Here is a 15961-nt window from a genome sequence, read left to right on the forward strand (position 1 = left end):
ACCGGAGAACGAGACCCCCCGGCGAAAGCAAGCGGTCGCCGGCGCCACAGGCTCCGCACCAGAAGGTGAAAGGCACCTCCGACGGATGCAGGCCGTGGAGGGTGGTTGAGGGTGCGGGTGGTTGGGGGGCAGTGGCGGGTTCCGCGGGAGCGGGGGCGATCGCTTGGTTTGGCCGTCTTAGGGGAGGGTGAGGGGGCCGTAGAGGGCGGTGGGGGTGCGGGTGGTCATGGCCCAGTAGCGGTCGCCGTAGGACCAGTGCCACCACTCGGTGGGGTAGTTGACCAGACCGGCGGCCTCCAGGGCCGTGCTGAGGATCTTGCGGTTCTGGCGCGCGGCGTCCGAGATGTTCGGTGCGCCGGTGTAGCAGGCGCCGTCGCTCTCTTCGGGGTTGGCGTTCACCGGAGTGCCCATGTCCACCTCGGCGCCGTCGTCGGTGGCGAGGGTGAGGTCGACCGCGGCGCCGGCCGTGTGCGGCGCGACCTCGATCGGCGAGACGTACCGACTGGCGGCGACGTGCAGCTCTTCGGGGGACATCTCCGGGAACGCCGCCCGCAACTCGTCCTTGTACTCCTCGAAGTAGCGCCGCTGCAGCTCGGGAGGCCGGTATCCCTCGACCACGAGCAGCCGGTAGCCGTACGGCAGTTGCGACTGCGCGTCCTCCAGCCGCCGCAGCAGCCCCTCGCGGAGGTGGGCGTAGGCGCCGGCGGGATCGGCGAGCCTGCCGTCGACACTGAGCACGCCGCGAACGTCGGCCAGCGCCTCACCGTTCTCCTGGACGGGGATGGAGGTCACGCGGGGGTCGGAGATGAGCACGATATTGGGCATGACCAGCAAGTCTGACATGACCGGCTCTTTGCCCTCGCCGTGTGGTACCCCTCAAGCCCGCCGTCGCCCGCGCCGGGGTCAGGAGGGCATGCCGTCGACCGTGCTGGAGAAGACCTCCTCGCCTGCCCGGCCCAGAGCGGCGGCGGCCAGGGCGCCCCGGCCGTCGCCCGCGCCGGGGTCAGGAGGGCATGCCGTCGACCGTGCTGGAGAAGACCTCCTCGCGTGCCTGATCCAGGGCGGCGGCCAGGGCGCCCCGCAGGATCGGGTTTCCCTCCACCTCGGTGACGGTCACCTTGGGGCGGCTCGGGCAGACGCGGGCGACGGCCCTCTCGACCCGCCCGGCGAGCGCCTGCCCGCCGGCCCTGCCGATGTCGCCGCTGAGCACGATCAGCCCCGGGTCGAGGACGACGGTCACCGCGGCGACGCCGATGGCCAGCCGCCGGGCCACCTCGTCCAGGAACTCCTCCCCGCCGGTCTCGACGGCCGTGCGGACCAGGTCTGCGCCGGGGGCCGGGCCTAGGCCGTGGGCGGGGGCGGGGCGCAGGCCGTGGGTGGCGGCGAGGCGGTTCAGGGCGGCGGTGCCGACGAGGCGCTGGAAGGAGCCGGACTGCGGTTCTGTGACGTTGACGGGAAGCGGTTCGCCGGGGACGGGAAGCCAGCCGATCTCGCCCGCTCCCCCGGTGAAGCCGCGGTGCAGCCGCGAGCCGAGCATGACGCCGAGTCCCTGCCCCACGCCCGCCCAGACCAGGACGAAGTCATCGGCTCCGCGCGCCGCCCCGTAGGCGTGCTCGGCCAGCGCGGCCAGGTTCACGTCGTTCTCGATGGTGACCGAGGCGCCGAGCGTCGCCCGCAGGTCGGCGAGGACGCCCGCGTGCCAGGACGGCAGGTCGAAGGAGAAGCGCACGTCGCCGGTGCGCGGGTCGACCACGCCGCGCGTTCCGATGACCAGCGCGCGGAGCCTGCCGAGGGGGATCCCGGCCGCGTCACAGGCGCGGCGGACGGCGCTGTGGACGGTCTTGACGGGCTCTCCCGTCTCGCACGGGTCCACGCCGACCTCGGCGATGAGGGCGCCGGTGATGTCGGCGACGCCGGCGGTGACCCGGTCGGGGAGCACCTCCAGGCCGGCGACGTAGGCGCTCGCGGGCACGACGGTGTACAGCGCGGCGTTGGGCCCGCGGCCCCCGGGACGCTGCCCTGAGACCTCGACCAGGCCGCGTTCCTCCAGGCGGGCGAGGAGCTGGCCCGAGGTCACCTTGGACAGCCCGGTGTGCTCTCCGAGCTCGCCCCGCGTCAGCGGTCCCTTGGCGAGCAGGAGTTCCAGCGCCGCGCGGTCGTTGAGCCGGCGCAGCAGCCGCGGTGTTCCCGGATGTCGTCCTGGCATGAGGCCGGCCCTCTCGTCACGATCCGCTAACAGGGTTTTTTTTAAGAAAGTTTCTTGTTAGTTTAGCGGCAGTCAGCCCGCGGGCAAGCGATCAGGCCTCGGGATGTCGCAGCGCAGAGCGCGAGGACGGCGCCTTCGCCGCGGCGTGCGGCTTTCGCCGCACGTCCCCTTCGAAGAGCGCGATCCCGACGCGAAGCCGGGAAGGGAGAACTCAACGTGAACATCGCAAAGATCGCCACCGTGACGGCCACGACCGCCGCTCTCGCCGTTGGCGTCGCCGCGTGCGGGGGCGGCGGCGAACCCGCCGGCCAGGCCGCGGCGCCGCAGGCGTCGTCCGCGTCGCAAGGTCCGGCGTTCGCCGGCCAGAAGCTGACCGTCTGGCGGCTCGGCGCCCCCAATGACGTTCAGGACAAGTACATGACCGACCTGAACACCAAGTTCAAGGAGCAGACCGGCGCCGACGTCGACCTGCAGTGGATCCCCTGGCCCGACGCCCAGAAGAAGTGGACCGCCGCGCTCGCCGGCGGCGTGGGCCCGGACGTCACCGAGTTCGGCAACGACCAGGTCGCCGCCTGGGTGGCCGAGGACGCGCTCGCCGACATCACCGAGCTGGTCAAGTCCAACCCCGACTTCCAGCAGATCCCGCAGAACCTGTGGGGATACGAGACCATCGACGGCAAGGTCTACGCCGCGCCGTGGGGCGGCGGCACCCGCGCCGTGCTCTACCGCAAGGACTGGTTCTCGGAGCTCGGCATCGAGACGCCCAAGAACTGGGACGACCTCGTCGCGGCGGGCAAGAAGATCGTCGCCGAGAAGGGCAAGGACGTCGACGGGTTCGCCTTCAACGGCGGCTCCGACGCCAACATGTCGCTCTCGCCGTTCGTCTGGTCGGCCGGCGGCGACTTCGCCGCCTTCGAGGGCGGCAAGTGGGTCGGCAAGCTGACCGAGCCCGGGTTCAAGGACGGCTTCCAGTTCTACACCGGCCTGGTCGCCGAGGACGGCGTGTCGGGCAAGGGCCGGCTCAACCTGAACTCCGTGGACATCAGCCAGCGCTTCGCCGCCGGCAAGGTCGGCATGTACGTCACGGGCGGCTGGGACATCGCCACCATCAAGGAGCAGAGCAAGAACAAGATCGGCGACGACCAGATGGCCTTCTTCTCGCTGCCGAACAAGGACGGCAGCGGCCCGGCGCCGGCCTTCCAGGGCGGCAACGACATCGCCGTCTGGAAGGACGCCAAGAATCCCGAGCTGGCCGCCGAGTACGTCAAGCTGGCCGCGGGCAAGGAGTACGGCACCCGGTACGCCAAGGAGGGCGGTCTTCTCCCGCTCTACCCCGACGCCCTGGCCGAGTACGCGAGCGACCCGGTGCAGGCGCCGTTCGCCGAGACGTTCAAGGTCGCCAAGGGCTTCCCCGCCGACCCTGACTGGGCCCAGGCCAACGACACCAAGGCCGTGCTGCAGAACGCGGCGCGGTCGGTCATCGAGGGCAAGAAGAACGTCGACACCGCCCTCTCCGACGCCAACTCCGAACTCGAGACGATCCTCAACCAGCAGCAGTGACGATGGCGCAGACGTCGACCGTCGCCCGGGGCGGAGGTCCCCCCTCCGCCCCGGCGCGGCGCCCATCCCGACCCGCCCGCAGGTCGCGCGGGCTGTCCGCCCGCGCGGTCCCCTACGTCCTGCTGCTGCCCGGCCTGCTGGTCATCGGCGTCCTGCTGCTCTACCCGCTGTACCAGATGGTGGAGATGTCCTTCCACAAGGTGGGACTGCGGCAGATCCGGCCGAACCCGAAGCCGGCCGAGTTCGTAGGGGCGGACAACTACGCCCAGGTCTTCCAGTCGGAGCTGTTCTGGTCCTCGCTCCGCAACACGGTGGTGTTCGCCGCGATCACCGTCGCGCTGACGCTCGTGCTCGGCACGCTGGTCGGGCTGCTGCTGAACCGGCTGGGCCGCGCGATGTCCACGTTCGTCGTCGTGGGCATCATGGCGGCCTGGGCCACCCCGCCCACCGCGACGGCGATCATCTGGAAGTGGCTGTTCGACGCCGACGCGGGCGTGGTCAACTGGGTGCTCGACCAGTTGCCCGACGGGCTCTCGAACCTGGTCTTCGGACGGGCCGCCTGGTCGGGCGAGCCGTGGCTCAACTCCCCTTCGACGATCTACCTGGTGCTGATCGTCGCCGTGGTCTGGGCGTCGTTCCCGTTCATCGCGGTGTCGGTGCTGGCCGGGCTGAAGAGCATCCCCTCCGAGCTGTACGAGGCGGCCCGGGTGGACGGGTCGGCGCCGCTGACGACCTTCCGGAGGATCACCTTCCCGCTGCTGCGGCCGGTGTTCTCGGTCCTGCTCGTACTGTCGATCATCTGGGACTTCAAGGTGTTCACCCAGTTGTACGTGCTGGCCGGCGGCACGACCAACCGGGACGCGTTCAACCTGTCGCTGTGGGCGTACACCGAGGCGTTCAGCGCGCCGCCCAAGATGGGCTTCGGCGCGGCCATCGCCGTCGTCCTCACCGTGATCATGCTGCTGATCACCGCCGTCTATGTCCGCCAGATCGTCAGAACGGAGGACGTGCGATGAACCCGCGGACCGCCAAGCGGCTCAAGACCTCCGCCCTGAACGCGGCCGGCGTCGTGGTCTTCCTGTTCGCCGTGTTCCCCGTCTACTGGATGGTCGCGACCGCGTTCAAGCCCACCGACGAGATCTTCACGACGCGGTTCATCCCCTTCCCCCTCGCTCCGACCATGGACCACGTGTCCCGGGTGCTGACCCGAGGCGTCGCCGGGCACTCGGTGTGGCAGTACTTGCTGAACAGCGCGGTCGTCGCCCTCGGCACCGTGCTCGTCGGGGCGGTGTTCGCCCTGCTCGCCGCCACCGCCGTCGCGCGCTTCAGGTTCCGGTTCCGCACGAGCTTCCTCATCCTGCTGCTGATCGTGCAGATGGTGCCGGGCGAGGCGCTGCTGATCCCGCTGTTCCTGATGGTCAAGCGACTCGGCCTGTACAACCAGCTGCTCGGGCTGATCGTCGTCAACGTGGGCTTCACGCTGCCGTTCGCGATCTGGATGCTGCGGACGTTCGTGGCCGCAGTGCCCAGGGAACTGGAGGAGGCCGCCGCCATCGACGGCGCGGGACGTTTCATCACCTTCTGGAGGGTGCTGTTCCCGCTCGTCGCGCCGGGCCTGGTGGCGACGAGCATCTTCTCGTTCATCACCGCCTGGAACGAGTTCGTCTTCGCGCTGACCCTGATCAGCGACCAGGGCACCTACACGATGCCGGTGGCGCTGGGGTTCTTCACCAGCCAGCGGTCGACGGACTGGGGCGGCATCATGGCCGCCTCGACGCTGATGACGATCCCCGTCATCGCGTTCTTCCTGCTGGTGCAGCGGCGCATGGTCTCGGGCCTGGTCGCCGGCGCCGTGAAAGGCTGACGTCAGCAGCCTGCCAGCTCTGTATCGAAGGAGTCGAGTACAGCCATGTCTGAGTTCTCCGCGGGCACGTCCCAGGGCGTGTCTCCCGTGGGCGGCGACCGGGGGCTGCGCCGCCTCGCGGCCGGCACGCTCCTGGCCGCCTTCCCCGGGACCACCGCCCCCGACTGGATCCTGCGCGATCTGGAGGACGGCCTGGGCGGGGTGACGCTCTTCGGCTTCAACGTCGCGGGAGCCGAGCAGCTCGCGGGCCTCACGGCGCGTCTGCGCGAGGCGGGCGATCCGATCATCAGCCTGGACGAGGAGGGCGGCGACGTCACCCGGCTCGCCTACCACGTCGGCAGCCCCTACCCGGGCAACGCGGCGCTCGGCGCGGTCGACGACGTCGAGCTGACCCGCCGGGTGTACCGGTCGATCGGTGACGACCTGGCGCGCTGCGGCGTCAACCTGGACATGGCCCCCGACGCGGACGTCAACACCGCCGACGACAACCCGGTCATCGGGACCCGGTCGTTCGGCTCGGAGGCGGCCCTGGTCGCGCGGCACACCGTGGCGGCCGTCGCCGGGCTGCAGGACGCGGGAGTGGCGGCCTGCGTCAAGCACTTCCCCGGGCACGGCGCCACCCGCCAGGACTCCCATCTGGAGGTCCCCGTGGTGGACGTCTCGCGTGAGGTGCTGTGGGAGCGCGAGCTTGTTCCCTTTCGCGCCGCCATCGAGGCCGGCACCCGGTCGATCATGACGGCGCACGTGCGGGTCCCGTTCCTCACCGGCACGGCTCCCGCCACGCTCTCGGCGCCGGCGCTGACCGAGCTGCTCAGGGGCGAGCTCGGTTACACCGGCGTCGTGATCTCCGACGCGCTCGACATGCACGCGATCACCGAGAGCGTCGGGCTCGGCGGGGGCGCCGTGCTGTCGCTGGCCGCCGGCTCCGACCTGCTGTGCCTCGGCCCGCTGCCGACGCGCGAGCAGATCGACGCCATCAAGGACGAGATCGTGGCGGCGGTGCGCGACGGCCGGCTGCCGCTCGCCCGCCTGGAGGAGGCGGCCGAACGCGTCGCCCGGCTGCGCGGCTGGTTCGGCGCGCCCCGCGAGGAGGCCAGGGACGGCAACGTGATCGGCCTGACCGCGGCCCGCCGGGCGGTGCGGCTGTCGGGCACGGCGGCACCGCTGGTCGACCCGTTCGTCGTCGAGGTGGACACCCCGCCCACGATCGCCGTCGGCGACGTGCCGTGGGGGTTCGCGCCCTGGCTGCCGGACGCGGAGATCGCCCGGGTCAAGCCGGACGCCGCCGACCCGGCCGGCCTGCTCGAACGCGCCCGCGGCCGGTCACTGGTGATCGTGGTGAAGGACGCCCACCGCCACCGGGCGTGCCAGGAGATCGTCTCGGCGCTGCTCGCGGCGCGCCCGGACGCCGTCGTCGTGGAGATGGGCCTGCCGATCTGGCGGCCCAAGGCCGCGGCGTACATCGCCACCTACGGGGCGGCCCGCGCCAACGCCCAGGCCGCCGCCGAGCTGCTGACCGCCTGACGCCCATCCGGCCGCCGAGCCGCGCACCTGTCGCTCGAACGGCCGCCGCGTGCCGGAGTCCTGCCCGCGTCACCGCCTCGAGCATCCCGCGGACGCCAGGCTTCGCGGTCAGGAGGCGAAGATCTCCTCGCGGGCCTGGTCGAGGGCGGCGAGGACGGCGCCGCGCAGCACGGGGCGGCCCTTCACCTCGCTGGCCACGACCTCCGGCCTGATCGGGCAGATGCGCGCCACCGCCTCCTCCACGCGGTGGGTGAGCGCGGCCCCGCCGGCCCGGCCGATCTCGCCGTTGAGGACGACGAGGGTCGGGTCGAGGACCACGCACACCGAGGCGACGCCGAGGGCCAGCCGGTGGGCCAGTTCGTCCAGGAACGCCGCGCCGGCGTCCCCGCCGCCGACGGCGGCGCGGACCGCGTCGGCCGCGGATCCGCCCGCGAAGCCGTACGGCCCGGCCAGCTCGGTGACGGCCTCGGCGCTGATCAGCGCGTGCAGGCCGCCGGCGAGCGAGGGCATCCGGCCGGGGACGGCCTTGACGTCCTCGGCCAGCGGCACCCCGGGAACCGGCAGGTAGCCGATCTCGCCCGCGCTGCCGGAACGCCCTCGGTGCAGCCTGCCGCCGAGGACGACGGCCAGGCCGACGCCGCGCTCGACCCACAGCAGCACGAAGTCGTCGACGCCCTTGGCGGCCCCTTCCGCGCGCTCGGCGATCGCCGCGAGGTTCACGTCGTTCTCGATGGAGACCGGCCGCCGGAGGTCCTGGGCCAGAGCCTGGTGGCTGCCCTCGTGCCAGCCCGGCAGGTCGAAGGAGAACCGGACGTCGCCGGTGCGGGGGTCGACCACTCCGGGGGTGCCGATCACGATGGCCTTGAGGCGGGAAAGCGCGACCTTCCCCGAGCGGCAGGCCTTCACCACCGCGTTGTGCACCAGGGCGACCGGATCGTCGTGCCCATTGGGGGAAAGACTCGCCTCGGCCATGATTTCGCCATTGATATCGGCGATGGCAGTGGTCACCCTTTCGGGTCCGACATCGAGCCCGGCCACATAGGCCGCCGACGGAATCACCCCGTAAAGGGCGGCATTGGGCCCCCGGTTACCGGCCTGCTCCCCGACCACCTCGACCAGGCCGCGCTCTTCCAGCCTCGACAGCGTCTGCGAGGCGGTGACCTTGGACAGGCCGGTCATCTCCCCGATCTGGCCCCTGGTCAGCGGGCCGGAGCCGAGCAGCAATTCCAGCGCGGCCCGGTCGTTGATCTCCCGTAGCAACCTGGGCACGCCAGGACGTCGCTCCATCACAGGCTTTCTTGTCGTCGGTCCCCGTTGGTTTCATCACAAAACGCGCGCGCGGCGTGACTCAACCAGTGCTCAGTAAAGCTTCCTGCCAGTTTAGCGGCAGGATTCGCGCGTGAAAGGCCACCGCGCCTCCGGCCTGCCTCCTTCACCCGCGTTCGCGGCCCGCCTTTGCCGTGCCGCTCCCCCTTGCGTTCGCCGTGGCATTGACCCGAGGATCGCTCATGTCTTTCTGAGGAGCATTCATGGGCGCCGCCACCACCGACATCTCCCCCGCCTTCCGGATCCCCCTGCGCCCGCTCGCCGCGCGCCACCGGGCGGCGGTCGCCCTGGCCCTCGGCGTCGTGCTGTTCACCGACCTGTTGCGGGTCTTCCTGCCGTCGCTGATCACCCTGTTCGGGCGGGCGGGCGACACCCCTGCCGAGCAGATGGGACTGTACGCGGCCCTGTGGTTCGTGATCCCGTTCGCCGCGGCGCCCATCGCCCGCCGGTGGGGAGCACGGCCGGTCGCGCTCGGCGCCGCGGTCCTCCTGGTGGCGGTCAGGCTGGCGCTCCAGGCGGCCGGCGGCGGCGCCCCGCAGCTCTATCTGGCCGGCGCGGGCGTCTCGTGCGGCCTGGTCTTCCTGTACGGCTGTGCGCTGACCTTCCCCCGCGCGGCCGTCCCGGCCGGACTGGCCGCCGGGCTCGCAGCCTCGGCCACCGGCCATCTCGCCCTCGGCCAGGTCGACCTCGTCTGGAGGGACGGCGTCCTGCCCTGGCTCGCCGTCATCGCCCTGAGCGCGGCCTTCCTGTGGCTCGTGCGGCAGCCCGTCCCGGTCGGCGGTCCCGCCCCCGCGGGGGTGTGGTTCGCGTTCGGCCCGGCGCTGGCGCTGCACGGCATGTACCTGGCGACCCTCGGGCTGGCCGAGCATCCCGGCGGGGAGCAGGGGAACCCTTGGCGGATCGCCGTCGTCGCCGCCGCGCTGGTCTGCGGCCAGTTCATGATGGCCTCCTACGCCGCACGCCCGCCCTACCGGCGCTGGATCATCGTCGCGCTGCTCCCGGCCGGAGCCGTGGCGCTGGCCGTCTCCTCCGCCCTGCCGTTCGCCCTGTTCACCGCGGTGGCGCTCGGCGGATGCCTGGGGATGGCGGCCCTGCCCGCGCCGACGTCCCCCCGGCGCGGCGGGATCGCGCTGCTCGGCGGGATGCTGATGTTCCTCGTCGCCGTCTTCCTCTACTACGCCGCCTACGACACCGACCTGGGCTTTCCCAACGGTGTGACCCCCGTGCTGCTCGCCGGGACGGTCGCCGCGGCCGCGGCCGCGGCCGTGCGCGGGCGCGCCGTCCAGCACCTCGCCCGCCCGCGGCCCCGGCTGGTCGCGGTCGCGGCGCTGGTCACGGCGGCGCTGGTCGCGGCGCTCACCTGGCGTCCGCTGCCCGCGGTGCGCGTGGCCTCCGCGGGCGAGTTCACACTGATCGCCTACAACATCCGGATGGGCTTCGGGCTGAAGGGCACCCTGGACCTGGACCGGGTGGCCGCCTGGGCACGGAATGAGCGTCCCGACATCGTCCTGCTCAGCGAGGTGGACCGTGGGTGGCTGCTCAACGGCGGCCACGACGACCTGGCGCGCATCGCGCGGGGGCTCGGCATGCGCTATCACTTCGCGCCCGCCGCCGACCCGCTGTGGGGCGACGCGGTCATCACGAACCTGCCGGTCCGGTGGATCACCTCCCACCCTCTGGGCAGGCACGACTACCCGACAGGCGCCCAGGCGCAGGCGGCGGTCGTCGAGGTGGCCGGCAGAGAGGTCGGGATCGTGAACACCCACCTGCAGGCGCCGCCCGGCCAGGCGCCCGAGGTGGCCGCCGTCGTCCGGGATCTTGCCAAGGGGCGGCCGGTGCTGCTGGCGGGCGACCTGAACACCACACCGGGCGATCCGGCGATGCGCGTCCTCACCGCGGCGGGGCTGTCGGACCCGCTCACGGCCTTCGGCGACCCGCTCACCTCCCCCGCGGACGCCCCGGTCGAGCGCATCGACCACGTGCTGGTGAGCCCGGGGCTGGTGGTGACGGCGGCCCGGGCTCCCGGACTCGGATTCTCAGATCATCGGCCTCTCGTGGTCAGGTTGCGCGTAACCGGGGTTTAGCAGGCGGGATAATCGACAACATGCGTCTTTCCGCCCGTGTCGACTACGCCCTTCGCGCCGCCGCCGAGTTGGCCGCCGCCGGCAGCGGCCCCACCACGGTGGGCGAGCTGGCCAAGGAACAGGAAATGCCACCCAAATATCTGGAGAACATCTTGCTCCAGATGCGCCGGGCGGGGCTGGTCCGCGGCCAGCGCGGCCCCGAGGGGGGCTACGTCCTCGCCAGGCCGGCCGCCGAGATCACCCTGGCCGACGTGATCCGCGCCGTGGACGGCCCGCTGGCCAACGTCCGCGGCGAGCGGCCCGAACATGTCGGCTACCGTGGGGCGGCCCGCTCGCTCCAGCAGGTGTGGATCGCGCTGCGCGCCAGCGAGCGCGCCATCCTGGAAGAGGTGACCCTCGACCAGATCGCCTCCGAGAACCTGCCCGACCGGGTGATGGAGCTGGCGGCCGACCCCGCCGCCTGGGACTGAACACGCCATGCCCGAAGGGGACGCCGTCTACCGCGCCGCGGCCCGGCTTCGCGCCGCGCTCGACGGGAGGGCGCTGACCCGCTCGGACTTCCGGGTCCCCCGGCACGCCACGGCCGATCTCACCGGCCGCGTCGTGCTCACCACGGCCTCACGAGGCAAGCATCTGCTGACCAGGGTGGAGGGTGGGTTCACCGTCCACACCCACCTGCGCATGGACGGCAGCTGGCGCGTCGAGCGCGCCGGGACACCGCTGCGCTCGGGGCATATGATCCGGCTGATCCTCGCCAACGAGACATGGCAGGCGGTCGGCATCCGGCTCGGCATGGTCGACCTGCTGCGCACCGACCAGGAGGACCGGGTCGTCGGCCATCTGGGACCTGACCTGCTCGACCCTGAGTGGGGCCACGAAATGGCGGCGCGGGCGGCGCTCAACATGGCGGCGCGGCCTGAGGCGACGATCGGGGAGGCTCTGCTCGATCAGCGCAACGTGGCGGGCATCGGCACCATCTGGCGGGCGGAGACGCTGTTCCTGTCGGGAGTCTCGCCGTTCCGCCCCGTCGGGCAGGTGGCGGACCTGGCCGGGATGATGGGGCTGGCCCACCGGCTGCTGGACGCGGGAAAGAACCAATCGGGCGGTCCGGTCACCACCGGCGACAGACGCCCAGGACGGCGGTTCTGGGCATACGGCCGGGCCGGGCGGCCCTGCCTTCGCTGCGGCGGCGAAGTGCTCGGCGGCGAGCTCGGAGCGCAGCCATACGAAAGAGCGATCTACTACTGTCCCGCGTGCCAGCCCTAGCGGGCCCGGCCCTCGGGCATCGGTGAACTAGGCCATCACGCGCATGACGCGCGACGGTCCGGCTCTGAAAGGACGTGAAACCAGCGGCCGTGACCTACGCGGCGACCATGTCCTTGACTTCGGGGAAGCCGTCGAACTCGGGACCGGAGATCGTGGTGGACACGGTCTCGGCCATGGGCAGACGCTCGTGCTCGGGCGCATCGGCCAGCACGGGCGCGTGTTGAAGCTCGGCCAGAGCGAACTGGTCGGAGACTTCACGAAGCACCTGTGAAAGCGGCACCCCGAGGGCGCCGCAAATCGAGGCGAGCAGCTCCGAAGACGCCTCCTTCTGGCCACGTTCTACCTCGGACAGGTAGCCAAGGGAGACACGTGCCAGCGTGGAGACCTCACGCAGGGTGCGCGCCTGCCGCACCCGCAGCCGCCGCAGCACGTCACCGAGCAGCTGACGCAGCAGGATCATCTGTCGCTCCCTCCCCGGCGCAGGCGTCTTCACTACGCTCCGCGCGGTCGGTTCGTATCGCCCGTTCTTCGGGTGCCCTTCGTACATACTCCTCGCCGTCATCATTGGTTCGCTCGGCCCCTTTGCCGGGCGTACGCCGGACCTGCTCCTCACCGATGGGTCACGAACCTCGCTCACAGCTCCACCGTACCTGCATAGGCCAATGGGACGGCAGACCGTGGGGACCATGTTCGCTGGTGACGTAACGCGGTAATCATCCTGATTGTTCCCCCACTAGTACCTCCAGCACACCTCTCAGGAGATCCAAACCCTCCTTCACAGTACGTTCACGGATGTCTTCTCTCGATCCTCGCAAAAGAACATCGCGGTGCCATACGTTCCCGTGCGCACCAGCGACGGCGACATGGACGGTTCCGACGGGCCGCCCGTCCTGCTCGTCGGGGCCGGCGACACCGGTCACCGCGAGCCCGAACGACGACTCGGTGACCCGCCGCACCCCGGCCGCCATGGCCGCCGCCACGTCCGGATGGACGGCGCCCACCCGCTCGAGGAGCTCCCGCGGGACGCCGAGCAGCCGCGCCTTCAGATCGGTCGAGTAGACGATCACCCCGCCGCGGAACGCCGCGGACGCCCCGCTCGGCACGGTGAGCGTGGCGCCGATCAGCCCGCCCGTGAGGGACTCGGCCACGGCGACCGTGGCACCCTGGCGCACCAGGAGCGCCAGCACGTCGGTGGCGAGCCCCGCGCTCAAGCGCCGCGCGCCTTCTCGGCGACCTTGCGCAGCCGCACGGCCCGGATGACGTAGTCGGCCCCGGTCACCACGGTCACCGCCAGCGCGAGGCCGATCATCACCCACCTCAGCGGCTGCGGCACCCCGGGCAGGATGTACAGGGCGACCGCCGCGATCTGCAGGACGGTCTTGACCTTGCCGCCGTAGCTGGCCGGGATGACGCCGTGCCGGATCACCGCGACCCGCAGGGCCGTGACGCCGACCTCCCTGCCGAGGATCGCGACGGTCACCCACCAGGGCAGCTCGCCCGCCGCGGACAGCGTGACGAGCGCGGCCCCGATGAGCGCCTTGTCGGCGATCGGGTCGGCGATCTTGCCGAAGTCGGTGATCAGCCCGTACCGCCGGGCGAGCCAGCCGTCGAGCTGGTCGGTCAGCGAGGCCAGCAGGAACACGACCAAGGCGGTCCAGCGCCAGCCGGACCCGTCGACGAGCATGCAGGCCACGAAGAACGGGACGACCACCAGCCGGAGGACGGTGAGCACGTTGGCGATGTTCCACGGGCTGACCCGCCGGACCACCGGCGTGGTCATCGGCTCGGTCCCGGTCTCCGGCGTGTTCGTCATGGCCCGGCCTTGATGCGGGCGATCAGGTCGACCCCCTCGGCGTCCACGACGGTCGCCCGCACGATCTGCCCGGGCCGGAGCCCGATGCCCTGGACGGTCACCGAGCCGTCGACCTCGGGGCCCTGGTGGGCGGCACGGCCCTCGTAGCCGCCGTCGCCGAGGTCGTCCTCGATGAGCACCTCGATGTCGGTGCCGATGCGCTCCTCGGCGCGCTGGGTGGTGAGCTCCTCGGCCAGTTCGGTGAGCGCGGCCACCCGCTCGTCGATCGTGTCCTGGTCGAGCTTGCCGCCCAGCTTGGCGGCCTCGGTGCCGTCCTCGTCGGAGTAGCCGAAGACGCCGATGACGTCCAGGCGGGCCTCCTCCAGGAAGCCCGCCAGCTCGCCGAACTCGGCCTCGGACTCGCCGGGGAAGCCGACGATGAAGTTGGACCGCACCCCGGCCTCCGGAGCGAGCTCACGGACGGTCGCGAGCAGGTCGAGGAAGCGCCGCGGGTCGCCGAAGCGGCGCATCCGGCGCAGCACCGGCCCGCTGGCGTGCTGGAAGGACAGGTCGAAGTACGGGGCGACGCCCTCGGTGCCGGCGATCACCTCGATGAGCCCGGGGCGCAGCTCGGCCGGCTGCAGGTAGCTGACCCGCACCCGCTCGATGCCGTCGGTGGCCGCCAGCTGCGGAAGGAGGTTCTCAAGGGCGCGCAGGTCGCCGAGATCCTTGCCGTAGGAGGTGGAGTTCTCGCTGACGAGCACGAGCTCTTTGACCCCCTGCTCCGCGAGCCAGGCGGCCTCGGAGAGGACCTCCTCGGGGCGCCGCGAGACGTACGCGCCCCGGAAGGCGGGGATCGCGCAGAAGGTGCACCGCCGGTCGCACCCGGAGGCGAGCTTCAGCGAGGCCACCGGGCCGCCGGACAGGCGCTTGCGCAGCGTGCGGGGGCCGCTCGCGGGCGCGAGGCCCTCGGGCAGCTCGCCGTGGCCGGGGATGTGGCCGTGCGCCGCGCCCGCGGACCGCTCCACCGGAGAGATGGGCAGCAGCGTGCGCCGGTCGCGCGGGCTGTGCGGCACGAGCGACCGCCCGGCCAGGACGTCGTCCAGCCGCGCCCCGATGTCGGTGTAGTCGTCGAACGAGATGACGGCGGAGGCCTCGGGCAGAGCCTCGGCGAGCTCCTTGCCGTAACGCTCGGCCATGCAGCCCGCGGCGACCACCTTGACGCCGGAGTCGGCGGCCGCGAGCAGCGTGTCGATGGAGTCCTTCTTCGCCGAGTCGATGAAGCCGCAGGTGTTGACGATGACGACGTCGGGATCGCCGTCGTCGAGCCGCCACCCGGCAGCCTCCATGCGCGCGGCGAGCTCCTCGGAGTCGACCTCGTTGCGCGCGCAACCCAGTGTGATCAGCGATGCGGTTCGGCGGGAAGACATGATGGGCTCTACGGTATCGGGAGTTGGCCACCACGTGACGCACTCCCCCCGTACTTCCCCCGCCGTGCCCGCCAGACCCGCGCCCCGGGCGTCATCCCGGGGCGCGCGGAAGGGCCGCGCGGGTCACCGCGAACCTGCCGCCTCCGGTCCGAAGGACTTGCGCACGAGCTGGCCGGGCTTGCCGGGAGTGCCGAGGTGCTTGCCGTTGACCTCCAGGTCGACGCCTCCGGCGTTGCCGATGGTGACCCTCAGCTGCTTGCGGGCCTTCCATGTCGAGGTGTCGCCCGCCCGCATGGTGCCCCGGAACATGGCCTTCCCCTTGTTGTCACTGACCTCCAGCCAGGACGGCTTGTTGGCCTTGACCCGCAATGTCACCAGGTCACCGGCCGGTTTGGCGGCCTTGGGGTGGGTGGACGGCGTGACCGAGGCGGTGGACTTGGGCACGACCGGGTTCGGTTTGAGGTCCGCGCCGGTGGCGACGTTCTCGCCGGGCCGGCTCATGACGCGCGCCACCCCGAAGACGGCGACGATCGCCAGCGCGATGGCCATCGCGGTGGACCAGTTGGGGCTGCGGCGCTCGCGCAGCTTGATCTGGCTTTCGGCCTGGAAGACGGCCGCGGCCCGCACGGGAAGGGGGACGCCGCCGTGTTCCTCGTCGAACTGGTGCACCACGGCGTCGGGGTCGAGCCCGAGCGTCTTGGCGATGTTGCGAACGTGTCCCCTGGCGTAGAAGTCGCCTCCACAGAGCGAGAAGTCGTCCCGCTCGATGGCGTAGATGACCGTCTCTCTTATTCGCGTGCGGCCGCTCAGCTGGGCGACCGTCATCCCAGCCGCGTTGCGTGCCGCGGCCAGCGTCACTCCAATGCTCATACGTCCCCCTCGCCGTGCACCTGCGCTACGCGCCCGTAA

The 15961-nt window shown here is 71.7% G+C and carries 15 protein-coding genes; 7 read left to right on the forward strand and 8 right to left on the reverse strand.

Features of this window, described 5'->3' with window-relative positions:
• Positions 1–177: 177 nt before the first annotated feature.
• Both ACFO60_RS02295 and ACFO60_RS02300 read right to left on the reverse strand, forming a co-directional pair.
• Positions 178–843, reverse strand: coding sequence for a M15 family metallopeptidase (locus ACFO60_RS02295; protein ID WP_380836171.1), 666 nt, complete (start codon positions 841–843; stop codon positions 178–180).
• Positions 844–1003: 160 nt separating this feature from the next.
• On the reverse strand, positions 1004–2206 hold the full coding sequence (locus ACFO60_RS02300) for an ROK family transcriptional regulator (protein WP_380836173.1): 1203 nt from the start codon (positions 2204–2206) through the stop codon (positions 1004–1006).
• Positions 2207–2422: 216 nt separating this feature from the next.
• Here ACFO60_RS02300 and ACFO60_RS02305 point away from each other — a divergent pair, with 216 nt between their 5' ends.
• Genes ACFO60_RS02305 through ACFO60_RS02320 form a run of 4 tightly spaced genes read left to right on the forward strand, consistent with a single transcriptional unit; the run spans position 2423 to position 7154 of the window.
• Positions 2423–3766, forward strand: coding sequence for an extracellular solute-binding protein (locus ACFO60_RS02305; protein WP_380836175.1), 1344 nt, complete (start codon positions 2423–2425; stop codon positions 3764–3766).
• Positions 3767–3768: 2 nt separating this feature from the next.
• Positions 3769–4782: a carbohydrate ABC transporter permease gene (locus ACFO60_RS02310; RefSeq protein WP_380836177.1), complete on the forward strand. Its 1014-nt coding sequence runs from the start codon at positions 3769–3771 to the stop codon at positions 4780–4782.
• Entirely contained in the window at positions 4779–5630 is an 852-nt protein-coding gene (locus ACFO60_RS02315; protein ID WP_380836179.1) for a carbohydrate ABC transporter permease, read from the forward strand. The genes ACFO60_RS02310 and ACFO60_RS02315 overlap by 4 nt, the downstream gene beginning before the upstream one ends.
• A 45-nt stretch (positions 5631–5675) precedes the next feature.
• Positions 5676–7154: a glycoside hydrolase family 3 protein gene (locus ACFO60_RS02320; protein ID WP_380836180.1), complete on the forward strand. Its 1479-nt coding sequence runs from the start codon at positions 5676–5678 to the stop codon at positions 7152–7154.
• 108 nt (positions 7155–7262) lie between these two features.
• On the opposite strand, the gene ACFO60_RS02325 is transcribed toward ACFO60_RS02320, so the two are convergent.
• Complete coding sequence (locus tag ACFO60_RS02325) at positions 7263–8441, reverse strand: ROK family transcriptional regulator (protein WP_380836182.1); 1179 nt, start codon at positions 8439–8441, stop codon at positions 7263–7265.
• Positions 8442–8683: 242 nt separating this feature from the next.
• Here ACFO60_RS02325 and ACFO60_RS02330 point away from each other — a divergent pair, with 242 nt between their 5' ends.
• From ACFO60_RS02330 to ACFO60_RS02340, 3 genes are read left to right on the forward strand one after another with little or no spacing between them, the layout of a single operon-like run.
• Positions 8684–10564 carry an endonuclease/exonuclease/phosphatase family protein gene (locus ACFO60_RS02330; RefSeq protein ID WP_380836183.1) on the forward strand — a complete coding sequence of 627 codons (1881 nt, stop codon included), beginning with the start codon at positions 8684–8686 and terminating at the stop codon, positions 10562–10564.
• A gap of 20 nt (positions 10565–10584) precedes the next feature.
• Entirely contained in the window at positions 10585–11034 is a 450-nt protein-coding gene (locus ACFO60_RS02335; RefSeq protein ID WP_380836185.1) for an RrF2 family transcriptional regulator, read from the forward strand.
• Between the two features lie 7 nt (positions 11035–11041).
• Positions 11042–11830 carry a DNA-formamidopyrimidine glycosylase family protein gene (locus ACFO60_RS02340; RefSeq protein ID WP_380836187.1) on the forward strand — a complete coding sequence of 263 codons (789 nt, stop codon included), beginning with the start codon at positions 11042–11044 and terminating at the stop codon, positions 11828–11830.
• A gap of 94 nt (positions 11831–11924) precedes the next feature.
• On the opposite strand, the gene ACFO60_RS02345 is transcribed toward ACFO60_RS02340, so the two are convergent.
• The 5 genes from ACFO60_RS02345 to ACFO60_RS02365 all read right to left on the reverse strand — a co-directional run bounded on the left by ACFO60_RS02345 (position 11925) and on the right by ACFO60_RS02365 (position 15922).
• The gene (locus tag ACFO60_RS02345) at positions 11925–12290 is read right to left on the reverse strand and encodes a helix-turn-helix domain-containing protein (RefSeq protein ID WP_380836188.1); all 366 of its coding nucleotides are present in this window, start codon (positions 12288–12290) and stop codon (positions 11925–11927) included.
• 253 nt (positions 12291–12543) lie between these two features.
• The gene (locus ACFO60_RS02350) at positions 12544–13041 is read right to left on the reverse strand and encodes a CinA family protein (protein WP_380836189.1); all 498 of its coding nucleotides are present in this window, start codon (positions 13039–13041) and stop codon (positions 12544–12546) included.
• Positions 13038–13643 (reverse strand): CDP-diacylglycerol--glycerol-3-phosphate 3-phosphatidyltransferase, encoded by a 606-nt coding sequence (gene pgsA, locus ACFO60_RS02355; RefSeq protein ID WP_380836191.1) that lies wholly within the window; start codon positions 13641–13643, stop codon positions 13038–13040. The genes ACFO60_RS02350 and pgsA overlap by 4 nt, the downstream gene beginning before the upstream one ends.
• Positions 13640–15052: a 30S ribosomal protein S12 methylthiotransferase RimO gene (gene rimO / locus ACFO60_RS02360; protein ID WP_380836193.1), complete on the reverse strand. Its 1413-nt coding sequence runs from the start codon at positions 15050–15052 to the stop codon at positions 13640–13642. The genes pgsA and rimO overlap by 4 nt, the downstream gene beginning before the upstream one ends.
• 123 nt (positions 15053–15175) lie before the next feature.
• A complete protein-coding gene (locus ACFO60_RS02365; RefSeq protein WP_380836194.1) occupies positions 15176–15922 on the reverse strand; it encodes a helix-turn-helix domain-containing protein in 747 nt (248 codons plus the stop codon).
• Positions 15923–15961: the final 39 nt, after the last annotated feature.

Source organism: Sphaerisporangium dianthi (genome assembly GCF_042654065.1).
Taxonomy (GTDB): domain Bacteria; phylum Actinomycetota; class Actinomycetes; order Streptosporangiales; family Streptosporangiaceae; genus Sphaerisporangium; species Sphaerisporangium dianthi.